This window comes from Syntrophotalea acetylenica (assembly GCF_001888165.1).
GTDB classification, from domain to species: Bacteria; Desulfobacterota; Desulfuromonadia; order Desulfuromonadales; family Syntrophotaleaceae; genus Syntrophotalea; species Syntrophotalea acetylenica.
This window is the reverse complement of the sequence record NZ_CP015455.1, coordinates 2,304,654-2,317,002: the sequence shown is the minus strand read 5'-3', so window position 1 is coordinate 2,317,002 and position 12,349 is coordinate 2,304,654. Positions and strand designations below refer to the sequence as shown.

The window sequence follows — 12,349 nt, the reverse complement described above, 5'->3', positions numbered from 1 at the left end:
TCACCCTCCGAAGATCCGCTGGACAATTTCCGACAGGGCGCTGCGGCTCTCCGGCTCGGCCCTGAAGGACAGGGCGCGTTCCAGGGCGTGGTGCAGCGGGTTTATCCCCTGGGCCGCCATGGGCCGGAAGAACTCCGCGAGCTTCGCCCACCGGACCAGAGTCCGGGTGGAGAGGGTGACTTCGATCTGTCCGCCAAGAAAGAGCTTTCGCACCTCGGCGGCGTAGCTGATCATTCCCTTCCTGATCTCTTCGGGGATTGTGGGGGCCGCCTGAGCCAGGATCATGGTTTCCTGTTCCGCTGTCGGATAGCCGACCTCGACCATCCAGAAACGGTCCAGAAAGGCCAGGTTCTGGCGCAGGGTTCCCTGGTAAAGTCCGGTCTGGTCACCGGAGCCTGCCGTGTTGCCGGTCGCGATGAACGCGAAACCGAGAGCCGGGAAAACCATTTCACCGCCCTTTTCCGGGATCACAAGGGGCGCCCCCTCGACAATCCCGTTGAGGCCGGCAGCGGTTGCCGGATCGAGAAGGTCGATCTCATCCAGAAGGAACCAGTGTCCTTGGCGCATGGCGATGGTCAACGGCCCGTCCACGAAGGACATGCTGCCGTTCACCAGCGCGTAGTGGCCAATCAGTTCAGGCGTTTCCAATCGGCTGTGGGCCGTGACCCGCTGCACGGAAATGTTCAGGCGAGCGGCGGCCTGGGTGATAAGGGTCGATTTCCCGGAGCCGGTGGGTCCGGTCAGGTAAAGACCTTCGGTACCGCCGAGCATGTGCCAGGCCAGCAGATCCGAGAGGAGTTCCTTGCGAAAGCGGTAGGCCGGGTCCACAGCAGGAACGAACGAGGTCCGTTCCGTGTATCCCCGTACCGTGAGCTTTTCGGGGATTCCTTCCAGATCGAAGGTTTTTGCGATGCTGAAGGATTTGGGAGTCATCGTGTCTTCTCCTTGTCGATGATCGACCGGGGAAGACACGTTCCCCGCCAAGGGAGAAGGTCTCCCCCGGATCGGGGTCGGATCATAAAAAAGGTCTGCCCCTTGTTGAAGGACAAACCCCTGTTGTTTGGCAAAGGTCCGTGCGGACAACGCCTATTTCTGATTATTTAATTCTGACGCTTGTGATGCCTTGTCACCCACCTATCATGGGCAATAATTCCAGCTGCGAATACAAAAAACAGGACCACAAAAAGCAATAAGGGGCCTTGGTTTTGATTTAATTCAAAGCTTAATCGAGGTGCTTTCCATCCAAAGAATGGCTGTTTCCTTCCCGGGGCGCAAAACGCCCTCCTGAAAAGGAAGTCCCTCGCCAGGGCGGTGGTTCGCAGCCTGTTTAAGGTTGGCAGCGTCAGGCGGCTTTGGCGTTTCTCGGCTTGATATCGAGCCTAATGTAACCGGCCCGTTCGGACTTCACCTCTTCGTAAACCTCCGGATACCTGCTTCTGAGCGCCTTAATATCCACGGCTTCGGAAGGTCCGACTTCGAACGCAGCGATAAACAGCGCGTCGGACGCGCCCTTGAAGCGGGTGCCGGTAAAGCCATAAATGTCGCTTTTGAGCTTTTTCAGGCGGTTGTCGCACTCTTTTTTGGCCTGGCTTGTTTCCAGATATTGCTGTGCCAGGATTTCGACCTCCTCGGGAACGTCGCAAGCGCCATCGAGATGCGCCGGGCAGGTCCCGCAATAATCGCAATATCCGCACAGCAGGCCGGGTTCCGGGGCAACAGCGTCCGCCTTCGTAGCATCGAGGGCGGATTTTATGACTTGCCCCTTTTCGACCAGGTGTTCAAAAAGAATTTCATTCGGTTTGTAGTTATTGAACTCATGCCACTGGCCGGCGTTCAGATCGACAGCGAGTATGCTCCCGCCGATCTCCGCGTCCGGAAAGCTCATTTCCAGCAAACCCATCTGGACATGAATCTGGTTTACCCAGGAGGCATAGGGCGCCTCGGGAATGCCGTTGGTGGTCTTCAGTTCCATGATGTGCACCCGGCCGTTCTTCCCGACAAACAGAAAGTCGATATGGCAGCGAAGCCAGGGGTACTTGGGATGGCGTACTTCCACTTCACGCTTGGGGTTCTGTCCTCCCGCGCGAAAGATGCTGTCCACCAGGCCCTCGGCTGCGTGCCCTCGTGCGAAACGCATCAGTGTGGCGGCGTTCTGCTCGACAGGGTGCAGGCGGGACATGACAGCCTTGCGGGGGCAGCCGGCTATATCGGATGCGCCGATATATTTGCTGCGGTCCCCGAGATGCCGGGAATCCTGCGTGCTTTTTTGAATCAGGGCGTATTCGAGGAAGGCTTGAAGTTTGCTCATGCTCCGTCTCCTTTAAAAAAAGGGGGCGGATACAGAAAACCCCTCCGGGGCATGTACCGCCCCCCAAGGGGTTGAAGTGTGGCTTGGATGTTTTTGCGAGCTGTGGTCCGAATTACCTGCGGCGCCCGTTGAACAGCGCGGCCAGCAGTTCCCCTGCCCAATCGGCAATCGCCACGCGATCACGGATGGAATCGGGGTCCTTGCTGTAAAGACCGCCTGTCGGGACGTCTTCGTAGTTTTTCAGCAGATACCTGTTGAAAATGTGGAGATCGGAAATCAAGGCTTCATGGGCCAGTTTCCGGTTCTTGTCCAGCACCTCGGTCAATTCCCGCAATTCCTCGCCTTCCAGCCGCAGCCTGGCTGTCTTCATCTGGCCCTCCATAAGGACGACCTTGCCAAAATAGCCTTCGGCAGTGGAGAGGAGTTTTTCCAGAAGACTGACAGCAACCTCGTCCTGGCTTACCAGCCGGGAAATGATGTTGAGCCGGTCCATGGCGGACAAATCGGGGTTGAAGTGCATGCAAATATACTCCTTGATGGCCAGTCGGTTCACTCTGTCCCCTCCTTTTAACATCAAGCGAGGAAGAAAGCGAGAACCGCAACCAGAGGCGAGCCGATTACCACGCCGGTAGCAACGTTTCCAACGTCGATGTGGAACAGGGTATCAAGGGTATTTTCAATGAATGCGTTCATGTTCTTGCCTCCTTTTGGTGGTCGATGACCCACGGAGAAGACAAGACGCCCCTTGCAGGGAGATAGTTGTCTCCCCTGTGGGGTGGGTGTTGCTGCTCATGGTTTGGGTTAGCTGGCCGTCAGAAACCAGGACTTGGCTTTTCCGTCCCACTGGAAGCCCAATGACTTGAGCAGATTCCGGTGTTCGTAGGATGCCGCATGGATTGTCCGGCTTTCTTCATCCAGTCGCGCTTCGATGTTATGCGCCCGCAAGGCCGACATGATGGCGACCAGGCTTTTGGGTACATCCAGATTGGTTTTTCTACCGGCTTTTTTCTGCCCGAGGGTTTCCATTGCTTCCTGGTAGCGGCAAGCGGGGAGGGTGGTGAGAGCAGAAACGCCGAAGTATTTGAGAAACTTCGCGAGGTCCGTTCCGGTTTCCCGGATCATGTTCGACAAGGTGGAAACCTGTCCCTTGGATAGAAGGATTTCCGCCTCCGCACCTGGCTCGGGTTCTTCGTGGCTGTCACTTTGCGGGGATGGCTCCATGTTGACGGGCGCTTCCTCCAGCATATTTTCGGCCTGGTCCATCTCTTCCTGGACATACAGTCCCGAAAGTTCCTGGGGAAAAGCCCGGCGAATCGCCAGTGCCTCTGCTACCTTGGCAATCATCAGATCCGGCATGGACGCCCAGAAGCGGGTCAGTCGACCTTCCTTGGTTCTCTGGGCATAGGTGGAAAACCTGGCGACGGCCCACAAGGGTTCCTGAAAATCCGTTCGAAGAACGCCAACCTTCGCAGCGAGCGGAGGAGTGCCTTCATCGAGCCAGACTTCCACCCAATTACCGTCCTTGCCGCACCAGTAGGGTCCAAGCTGGCCGGAATATTTCCCGGTACGCTCGGCAATCAGCCGGAAGCCGTCGATAGATGTCTGGATGGACATGACTTCTCGCTTCTGACTGGAATCCCATCGTTTGATGGCGTGGATCTGGCGGGCAAAGGGGTCGAGGCCGGTGCGCTTGCACTGGTTGACAAACAGTTGCAATTCGTCATTGGTGGCTCCCTTGCAGATGGTCCGTTTGATGAGGTTGACTTTTTCCTCGTCGAACAGGAGCGCGGAAGCCGGTGGCCTGTGGGTGTGAGGTACGAGTTGCGTTGTTTGCGCGATCATCTCTGTCTCCTTTCTCGGGCTGAAGCCCAAGCAGGGGAGACAGAATGCCCCCGGTGAGGGAGATTTTTGTCTCCCCTGTGGGGTGGCGGGATGTTGGTTGGCCGTTATTCGTCGTTAGATGGGATCTTCACTTTGCGGCGCGGGCTTGTCGTCGAACCAGCACAGGTCCTCGACCTTTTCCAGAAACCTCACCTGATCCGCCACGATCTCCGAGATGTAGCGGTCCTGCCCGTCCTTGTCCTGATATTTCCGCTTGCGAATTTTCCCATCGACGTAGACGAGCTTGCCCTTGGTCAGATAGTTGTGGCAGGTATCGGCCAGGCTGCGCCAAACGACGATGTTGTGCCATTCGGTGAGTTCCCTGGCCGCTCCGTCCTTGCCCTTGAACCGCTCCGAGGTTGCCAGTGAAAAAGTCGTCACGGGCGTTCCGGAAGCGGTATGGCGGTAGTCCGGATCGGTTCCAAGCCTTCCAATCAGTTGAACCTTGTTGAGCATGACTTCTTCTCCTCTCTTGGGTTTCCCCGGCAAGAAGGAGTCATCCCTGCGCGGGAAGAAGTCTCCTCCCGTCCGGGATGGTTGGTTTTCAGCAACAAAAAACCCCTTCCGGCAGAATGCCAAAACGGGTCTGGTTAATTCGGTATTCCGGCACACGTCGAGAATCGCGTGCACTATAATCTGTCAGCCGCTCTTCGAGGTTGAACCCGGGAAAGCGGGTTAAAGCAGGGGGGCTGCTGTTGCGTGCAGATCAGGTCTCCGGGCAATCCGGTTCCCCTGCGGTTTACGTCCCATGCCTGGGGCTTTGAGATTAGGGGCTTTCCCTAAAATTTCAGTCCTGCTCGAAAGAGCAAGGAGTCACTATAAAAATAGTGTGGATGAATGATTGTATTCTAAAAAATCGGCTCAGGATGTCAAGGGAAAGTCGGCTCCACTGTCTGTCTGAGCATGCCAGGAGCTAACTGACGGCAGGTGTTGCCCCGGATTTTTTGTCCACTGCCTTTTCAAGCGGGTTTTGGAAACCCCGGGGCGCCCGGTAAGACATGCCCATCGCCTCGCACATCTCGGCATTCAGGCGGTTCATTTCCTGCCGCAACTGCTCGTTGCGCTCCAGAAACCGGACCGCCTGATTCACCGGCACGCCGTTGGGGCGGCCGAGCTGATTTCGCAAGCGGTTGATGATGAAGTCATTGGCGGTGAGCAGCCGGATGGAATCGTTGGTTTCCAGGGCCCTGCGGGGGATCACTTCCATGTCGTCCCGCTGAGCCATCTCCAGCTTGCGTTCCCGACGAGCCTGCCGATAATCCTTCTTGCCGTTGCTTGCGTCATCCTTCGCCATGCCTCTGCTCCCTTCGGTAGAAACTGTTTTCAGAAACTGGTTACCCGGTCAGCCACGCCTTCCCCGAACCTCTGCCTGAGGGACTGGTAGGCTTCTTCCCGGAAGGTTTTCTGTTTCCGCACGAACTCGTAAATGGTATTCAGTTCGTTCACGGTGGTTGCATATTCACCCTGGACCAGGGCGATCATGTTTGAAAGGCGCTCCTCGATTTTCTCGACTGCGCCTATCGCCTCCATGACGTTTTCCACCCGGCAGGTTTCGGTTCCGTTGGCGCCGACCGGATCGTTCTGTGAGCTCATGATGCTCTTGCTGGTGGCGAAGATCCCCTTGGCCTTGGCGTACATATCGGTGAGGATGGCGTAGGCATATGCCTTGGCCGTTACATCCGAAAGCTGGGCTATGACCTGCGGCGCCTGTTTCTCTGCCACGGCGGTCTTGAGCACCAGGCCTACGGCCAGCGGGGATGCGTTGATGAACGCCTCGTCGGAACTGTCCAGGATTTGTCGGGCCTTATATTTCGAGGCAACGGCATTCATGCGCTGCTGCACATACTGCCGCAGATTTCGGTTGGCGTCGGTTATGGTGGTACAGGCCCCGTTGCTTTCCTTGCCCTGTGCCGTGCCATTGAGCAGGTCGTCCAGCCCTTTGTTCTGGTCGCAGGGGGCGTCATAGACCACCTTGTAGCCATTGATGCCCATTGCAGGATCGGGAGGCTGCACGAAGATGTCACCCACATAGCCGCGAATCACCGCGAGGTAGGCGGCATCCGTAATTCCAACCCTGGCGGCGGCCTGAGCCAGAACGCTCCCCCCGCCAAAGACGGCCCTGAAATCGGCGCTGCACCCGGCCATGGTGGCGGTGGAAGCCGCCGGATCGGGCTTGTTGTCATCGGCTTTCCGGGCGTCCTGGAAGGCGGTCCAGAGGTCCCCGCCCCCTGTGGACTGCCACCAGTCAGCCTGGATCGCCGCCAGTTCCCCTTGTTTGTTCTGGGGCGCGAAGGGGCTGGCGATGGTTGCCACCAGAGCGCGGGAGGACTTGCATTCGTCAAGCTGGATGTTGTTCAGTTTGTCTGCAATCACTTCCAGCGAGCGGATGGTGTCGGAAACCTGGGGTGCCAGGGTCTTCAGCGCGATATCGAATGCGGCGGCGGGCGCCGCTGACATGATGCGCTGAAGCTTCTGAACCAGATAGTCGGCATTCAGGAACGAAAAACCGCCCATGAACGCGTCGATCCCGCCGCACCCGGACTTCAGGCGTGGTGGAGTCACCGACCAGACATAATCGTTCTGCAGGTTCCACCGGGCTGAAAAGCCGCCGCCAGTGTAGTACCCGCGTTTCTGCCCCTCGAAATATCCCGGGGAAGAAACCGCCTTCTGGTCCACCCAGTCGTCCACCCATCCCGCCGAAGCTGGCAGGGAGACAACCATCAGCAGGGCAGTGACCGCAGCCGGCTTGCCGATGATCCCTAATTTTCTACGCACCCATGTCATGGTTCGCGGCATCCCATGTTTTCGGCCTGAGCCGGGATTACGAGGCGATCATGCGGAACGACCAGATTCGCCACGGAGCACCCGACGGCTGTTGCCAGCGCTTTGCTGGTAATATGCTGCCAGGAAGGGCGCCCCTTTCGTATTGTGACAATAGCCAGACGGTTGCCCGGCCACTTGTCCCCATAAACTGCCGCGTCGCTATAATGCTCGACCAGCACGGCATTGTTGGAGGCGCAGTGTTCTCCCTGAACGGTTCGCCATATGCCATGAATGGCGTTGGTAATGGAAGGACCTGGGTTGTGGCGGATTTCGCTGGCAATGTAGAGGGTTTTCCTCTGACCCCGGACGATACGCAAATGGCAGACGCCCCATGAGCCGGGAACGAATCCGGGAAAAACCAGATAGCGGTCACGGGTTTTAACGTCCTGCGCGGACATCGAAACCACCTCCCTGCTGGAATTCGTAGAGATTGAAGTTGTCCGGGGTGATCTCTCCGCGCAAAAGGCGAATCCCACGGAACACCCGGGCCGTTATTTCCGCCACCGAAGCGACCCCGGCCGCCACCGGGATATAGTCCGGCGGTTCTCTCTGGATCAGCATCAGGGCAGGGGTCGTCAGGATTCCGAACCGGCTCGCCAGTTGGGGTTGCCGGTCGATATCGATCGGTTTCACCTGCCATCTGAACTTGTCCATGAAATACTGAAGGATGGCTTCCTGCTCATGGCAAAACGGGCAGCCGTCCGAATGGAAGTAAAGCAGGGCAAAATCCTCCCTGGCCCCGGCCAGCGTCCGTTCCTGTTCCGCAAGGCGTTGGCGGGTCACGGCTTCCCGCCCGGGCGCCGCCAGAGGGTCATCCTTGGCGACGGACAATTCGGGGTATTTCTGCCAGACCAGATCGGAAGCGTTGGTGAAAGCCAGGGCCTTGCGGCGAATCACGTCCTGAACGGTGTAAAATTCCCGGACATTGGTTTCGGTTGGATTGCGAACCGCTTCCTTGAGAACCCGTTCCGCATATTCCTTTAGTTGGTCCGTATCCATGCTCGCCATCTGATCCACGGAATAAACCGGCTCCTTAGGAAGGTTCTTGTCCTGCGCCTCTTGCTCCTGCTTTGGCGGATCTTCATACCACCACCAGCCTTTCTGGCCTTTCTCCCCGTAAACCTTGGCCCTGGCAGAAACCGTTACAAGCAGGGCGCAGGCGATGATGCCCGCTGCCGCAATTTTCCAGTGACTAGCCATGGCCGGATTCCCTGACGGTCTTGACCTTCTTCGCCATCCTGTTCAAATCTGGACTTTTCAATTTTTCCAGTGCCGACGGCAAAAGACCGAAGGTCTCCACACGGAAAGGGATCAGGGGAACCTTCATGGCTTTGCCATTCTCCATCACCACCAGGCACTGGGTTGTATGGAATCCATGCTTCAGCAGGTCGCCGGCTATCGCCTGTTTTTCACGGTCGAGCCTGGACACGATCCGTCCCAGAATTTCCCGCTTCCGGCCCTCGTCTCCTTCGGCCATCTGGATGGCGGGGGTGGCGCCAATCTGCTTTTTGAGCTGTGCCCATAATTCGTCAGGCTGGACCAGAACCAAACCATCGAGAGTCGATATTATCGACCAGCGCCCCTTTTCCAGTTTGTTGATCCGAAGTCTGAGCACCGACAGCAGTTTGTCGAGGTCAAGGTTGTCAAGACCGCCAAGAGCGTTGCCGGAAACCGTCGCGGCAGGATGCGCTTCTTCCCTGCCTATCGGGGCGGGGGGAATCTGCTCTTGTGGTGCGTTACCCGCAGGTTTGCTCATTTTTGCTGTTTCCGCCTGTTCTTGTTTGGAATCGACAGCCTCTGAGGTATGCGGCTCGGTCAGGGGCTGCGCGTTCTGCCTGGTCTCGGGCAGCGGGCCGTCGGTCAGACGACTGATCTCCGCCAACCGGGTTTCCCGGTCGGCTTCCTTCAAGTCGGCGCCGAGGGGAGTTTCCGCCTTGACCAGGTGGTGCTGGCGAACGGCGAGGCTGATGTCGTCCCGGTTTTTCAAAGACTCGTAACCGGGTATCCGGTTCAGTGCGATGATCGACACGATTGGATGGTCGCCTGTTCGATACAGGGCTTCCTGGTAGGAAGGGATCTTGCCCAAATCGTGGCCAAGGCCCGCGATCAGGGCATCCGGCAGCATGATGGCCTGCTTCATACGCCCGGCCAGGCTGCCGGCCACGTCCAGGCTGTGCCGCCAGAGGGGAACGGTCGCCAGTTTGTCGAATACGCTGCGGTCGTATTTTTTCTCGGACTCGTTTTCGTTGCGCTGGACAACGGAAGGGCAATCCCCGTGCTGGTCAAGAATGGACAGGATGCCCTCAATGACCGCCTTCTTCTCGCCCCTGACCATCGGCCGCTGTACCCATTTGGCGTGGAAAGCCGCGATTTCATCATGTTGATACTTCGGCGCGGATGGGGCCTGGATGGTTTCTTGGGTAATTCGCCAGATCCTTGCAATCTCCCGAAAATCGAGGACTTCCTTTCTCCCGACCCAGATACGGGAAACATCCGCCAGGGTTTTGCTCTCCCTTTCACCGGATTTTTTAGGGCCAGCCGGTTCTGCTGTGATCATGGTTTTCTCGGTTTTGGCAGGGCGAGCCAAAAGCCGAATGCCGTAGGCCAGCGCCATCAGCCCGAGACTGCCCGTGATCGCAGCAACCAGGTCAATGCGCATCGGGCGTCTCCTCCCTGTTGGCGCGGATGGCGGCCGGCGCGTCGGGGAAACGGATTTCCAGGTTGGGGTCGGCCACTTGCGCCGTTCGGCCCCGGTAGCGTCCGCTGTAGGTCATCATGAAAAAGTCGCGCGGCTGAAGGCTCAGGACGTCGTTGACCCGCAACACGTCTTCCTCGATCTCACGCGTGGTGATCTGGGCCTGGCTGTAGATGCTGTTGAGGACTTTCTTCGTTCCGAAATGATTCACGACGTATTCGGAGGTTTCGGCATCCGAGCAGCGCATGAAGATCTTGGTGTTGGTGTTGTCGAGAATGGACTTGGCGAATTCCTCGCCCACGGCGGCGTAGAGCTGATTCACCGACTGGGCGAAGGCATGGACCATCACATCCGCCGACCCGGCCTTGGCGAACAGGTCCTCCACGCCCTGATAGAAGAGGCTTTGCGCCTCGTCGATATAGATGGACAATCCGGGTTTGACCTTTTGCCGTCCGGAGAGGTATACCCGGCCCACGAAGGATTGAATCATGGAGAGGATGACGCGGCCCAGGGTTTCCCCGGCCTCGCGGGTGATCATCGAACCGGTGTGGACGACCAGGATGACGCGCTTCCCGGCTTCCAGTCGTTCCATAAACCTGTTGGAGTCGGCCTTGCCGATGATCTGGCCGATGTTGCCGCTGGATAGCTCATTTAGGCAAGTGCGGAGGGTGGAGGAGACCTTGGCGTAGTAGTCCTGGGGGGACGTCAGAATGTCCTGTATAACACCGGCCACCGATTGCGCTTCGGGATCGTCGATGCGATTCAGGGACTGGATCATGGATTCCAGGGAACTGCGGCGGATGGCCTGGCGGATGGCGTCGAGGTTCTGGGTCGGCACGCGGCCTTCTTCCCGCGCGAGAAGAATGTTGCCCATGATGACTGCCGAGGTGATTTCCTTGGCAATGTTGCGGTAGAATGGCTCCCTGCCGCCCTTGATGCCGCTGACGATATGGCCCACCAGTTCATCGGGCATGAAGTAGTAGGCGAGGGGGTCGATGACAGCGGAGTATTCGGGAAAGACCGGAGTGACCAGCAACATCTCGTCTTCCCGGTCGCAGTGCCGGGCTATATCGAAAATCTTGGTGAAGATCTGCTGATCGCCTTTCGGATCGAGAAAAACGACGCTTTTCCCGGCGTGGATATCCTGCTCGATCATCATTTCCGCAAGGCGGGTCTTGCCGACTCCGGTGGTTCCGAAGACGAAGACATGCCGCTTGCGGTAGCTGTCCGGCAGGGCAATCGGGACGATCTTGCCGGGCTGGTCCATGTTGACCCCGGTGCCCAGGTGAACAAGCGTTTCAGGATTTTTCCCCTTCGACAATCCGAACAATGATTCTCTCCTTGAGTTCGTTGCTCACCTCCTGGATGGCGTGCTTGGGGAGTTTTCTTTTTGTTTCGATTGAGCTGAAGGCCCCGGCAATTCTGCGCACACAGTAAATGGACGGTTCACCCGTCCGTTCTTTCAGCAATGCCTCCGGCAGGATCTTGGTAGTCCGGCTCAGGCGGATCAGGACCTTTGCGCGGCCGTTTTTCATGACTGGCAAGACGCTCGTAACCAGAAAGGTTTTTATGTCTCCCACTGCCAGGGTTTGCCGTTCTCTTGGCGGGATGTAGCGGGCAGGGCATACGCCGGTCAGGGTCAATCTGCTGAAATGGTCTTCCATCTCCAGAGCAACGGTGGCTTCCCCGTCCGATGAGATGTGGCGTATTTCGCCTGTTACAGGCCTTCCGCGCAGAGCCGTCAGGGTTTCCTGTTCATAAAGCGCCTGGCGTTTTTCCAGTTCGCGTTCGATTTGGAAGCGGATCTGGCGCTGCAGTTGCCGGGAAAGGCTGGCTGTTTCGATTCGACGTAGGGGGGAATCTGGAGAGGGCAGTGCATAAACTTTCAGTGTGCCTTGGGCTCGCACCATCATGTCCATTCTGAACGCCGCAGAAAGAACGCGGGAGATGGCCGTTTCGATGGCGCTGGTAACCTGGCTTTCAGGGAGGTTGTACTTTTCAAGAAGGTCGAGGGGAATCATCGGATGCTCCCTGCTTCTTTCAGAATCGCGGCAATCCGGCCAGCGTAGGCATCCCTGTGACTCGGAGTTCGGCTGTGATAGCAGCCGACAGCCTGCCAGGTGTAGCCATAGTCCCGAACGCACTGGCTCAAAATCCAGGCGCCAGCCATGACATTTGTGCAGGGATCGTGGAGATAGTCCCAGGTCGGCCCGAGTTGATCGGCCCAGAGTGAGTTGACCTGCATCAGGCCAACATCCGTGGTGCCGTTGCGGTTGTGGTTGACAGCGGAGGGGTTAAGACTGCTCTCCGCCTTGGCGATGGCCCAGAGAAGCTGTGGCGAGACGGCGTACCTCTGCCCGGCCTCCTCAAAACAGAAGGCGTGAGAGGAAAGGGGGAGCAGGGATATAAAAAGAACGGCAAGGAGCTTTTGCATAGGCAACGGCCTTGGTTAGGGTGTTGCCCTGGAAATCGGGAGAGAGGGAAGAGTCTTTGTGCTTTTCCTTTAAGATCATCCCAGATCGGCTGAAATCGTTTGACCTTTACCAAAAATTATTGCATCTTAAGGTTGGTTTTGGGTAAGGAAATCCTTCGGTTCTCGCACGTGTTATGAAAAGCATTTTTTCGTTTTTTTAATCCTGCTT

General features: G+C 57.5%; 13 protein-coding genes. All 13 read right to left on the bottom strand.

Features of this window, described 5'->3' with window-relative positions; translation table 11 throughout:
• The gene (locus tag A6070_RS10710) at nucleotides 1-933 is read right to left on the bottom strand and encodes an AAA family ATPase (protein WP_072285747.1); all 933 of its coding nucleotides are present in this window, start codon (nucleotides 931-933) and stop codon (nucleotides 1-3) included.
• Nucleotides 934-1,342: 409 nt separating this feature from the next.
• Entirely contained in the window at nucleotides 1,343-2,308 is a 966-nt protein-coding gene (locus A6070_RS10705; protein ID WP_072285746.1) for a hypothetical protein, read from the bottom strand.
• 112 nt (nucleotides 2,309-2,420) lie between these two features.
• A complete protein-coding gene (locus tag A6070_RS10700) occupies nucleotides 2,421-2,861 on the bottom strand; it encodes a DUF3232 domain-containing protein (RefSeq protein ID WP_072285745.1) in 441 nt (146 codons plus the stop codon).
• A gap of 248 nt (nucleotides 2,862-3,109) precedes the next feature.
• Nucleotides 3,110-4,150, bottom strand: coding sequence for a phage recombination protein Bet (bet, locus tag A6070_RS10695; protein WP_072285744.1), 1,041 nt, complete (start codon nucleotides 4,148-4,150; stop codon nucleotides 3,110-3,112).
• Nucleotides 4,151-4,264: 114 nt separating this feature from the next.
• Nucleotides 4,265-4,645 (bottom strand): single-stranded DNA-binding protein, encoded by a 381-nt coding sequence (locus tag A6070_RS10690; protein WP_072285743.1) that lies wholly within the window; start codon nucleotides 4,643-4,645, stop codon nucleotides 4,265-4,267.
• 457 nt (nucleotides 4,646-5,102) lie between these two features.
• A complete protein-coding gene (locus tag A6070_RS10685) occupies nucleotides 5,103-5,483 on the bottom strand; it encodes a hypothetical protein (protein ID WP_072285742.1) in 381 nt (126 codons plus the stop codon).
• 29 nt (nucleotides 5,484-5,512) lie between these two features.
• Nucleotides 5,513-6,973 carry a conjugal transfer protein TraH gene (locus A6070_RS10680; RefSeq protein ID WP_072285741.1) on the bottom strand — a complete coding sequence of 487 codons (1,461 nt, stop codon included), beginning with the start codon at nucleotides 6,971-6,973 and terminating at the stop codon, nucleotides 5,513-5,515.
• The gene (locus A6070_RS10675; protein ID WP_072285740.1) at nucleotides 6,970-7,410 is read right to left on the bottom strand and encodes a hypothetical protein; all 441 of its coding nucleotides are present in this window, start codon (nucleotides 7,408-7,410) and stop codon (nucleotides 6,970-6,972) included. Before A6070_RS10675 ends, A6070_RS10680 begins: the two co-directional genes overlap by 4 nt.
• Nucleotides 7,391-8,212 (bottom strand): conjugal transfer protein TraF, encoded by an 822-nt coding sequence (locus tag A6070_RS10670; RefSeq protein WP_072285739.1) that lies wholly within the window; start codon nucleotides 8,210-8,212, stop codon nucleotides 7,391-7,393. The genes A6070_RS10675 and A6070_RS10670 overlap by 20 nt, the downstream gene beginning before the upstream one ends.
• The gene (locus A6070_RS10665) at nucleotides 8,205-9,671 is read right to left on the bottom strand and encodes an HD domain-containing protein (protein WP_072285738.1); all 1,467 of its coding nucleotides are present in this window, start codon (nucleotides 9,669-9,671) and stop codon (nucleotides 8,205-8,207) included. Before A6070_RS10665 ends, A6070_RS10670 begins: the two co-directional genes overlap by 8 nt.
• A complete protein-coding gene (locus tag A6070_RS10660; protein WP_083558843.1) occupies nucleotides 9,661-10,974 on the bottom strand; it encodes a type IV secretory system conjugative DNA transfer family protein in 1,314 nt (437 codons plus the stop codon). The genes A6070_RS10665 and A6070_RS10660 overlap by 11 nt, the downstream gene beginning before the upstream one ends.
• Nucleotides 10,975-11,005: 31 nt before the next feature.
• Entirely contained in the window at nucleotides 11,006-11,728 is a 723-nt protein-coding gene (locus A6070_RS10655) for a hypothetical protein (protein ID WP_072285736.1), read from the bottom strand.
• The gene (locus A6070_RS10650; protein ID WP_072285735.1) at nucleotides 11,725-12,141 is read right to left on the bottom strand and encodes a lytic transglycosylase domain-containing protein; all 417 of its coding nucleotides are present in this window, start codon (nucleotides 12,139-12,141) and stop codon (nucleotides 11,725-11,727) included. Before A6070_RS10650 ends, A6070_RS10655 begins: the two co-directional genes overlap by 4 nt.
• Between the last annotated feature and the right edge of the window lie 208 nt (nucleotides 12,142-12,349).

Coding starts and splice junctions, on each gene's coding strand:
- A6070_RS10710 (WP_072285747.1), bottom strand. CDS start 933: ATGACTCCCAAATCCTTCAGCATCGCAAAAACCTTCGATCTGGAAGGA.
- A6070_RS10705 (WP_072285746.1), bottom strand. CDS start 2,308: ATGAGCAAACTTCAAGCCTTCCTCGAATACGCCCTGATTCAAAAAAGC.
- bet (WP_072285744.1), bottom strand. CDS start 4,150: ATGATCGCGCAAACAACGCAACTCGTACCTCACACCCACAGGCCACCG.
- A6070_RS10690 (WP_072285743.1), bottom strand. CDS start 4,645: ATGCTCAACAAGGTTCAACTGATTGGAAGGCTTGGAACCGATCCGGAC.
- A6070_RS10685 (WP_072285742.1), bottom strand. CDS start 5,483: ATGGCGAAGGATGACGCAAGCAACGGCAAGAAGGATTATCGGCAGGCT.
- A6070_RS10680 (WP_072285741.1), bottom strand. CDS start 6,973: ATGACATGGGTGCGTAGAAAATTAGGGATCATCGGCAAGCCGGCTGCG.
- A6070_RS10675 (WP_072285740.1), bottom strand. CDS start 7,410: ATGTCCGCGCAGGACGTTAAAACCCGTGACCGCTATCTGGTTTTTCCC.
- A6070_RS10670 (WP_072285739.1), bottom strand. CDS start 8,212: ATGGCTAGTCACTGGAAAATTGCGGCAGCGGGCATCATCGCCTGCGCC.
- A6070_RS10665 (WP_072285738.1), bottom strand. CDS start 9,671: ATGCGCATTGACCTGGTTGCTGCGATCACGGGCAGTCTCGGGCTGATG.
- A6070_RS10660 (WP_083558843.1), bottom strand. CDS start 10,974: ATGGACCAGCCCGGCAAGATCGTCCCGATTGCCCTGCCGGACAGCTAC.
- A6070_RS10655 (WP_072285736.1), bottom strand. CDS start 11,728: ATGATTCCCCTCGACCTTCTTGAAAAGTACAACCTCCCTGAAAGCCAG.
- A6070_RS10650 (WP_072285735.1), bottom strand. CDS start 12,141: ATGCAAAAGCTCCTTGCCGTTCTTTTTATATCCCTGCTCCCCCTTTCC.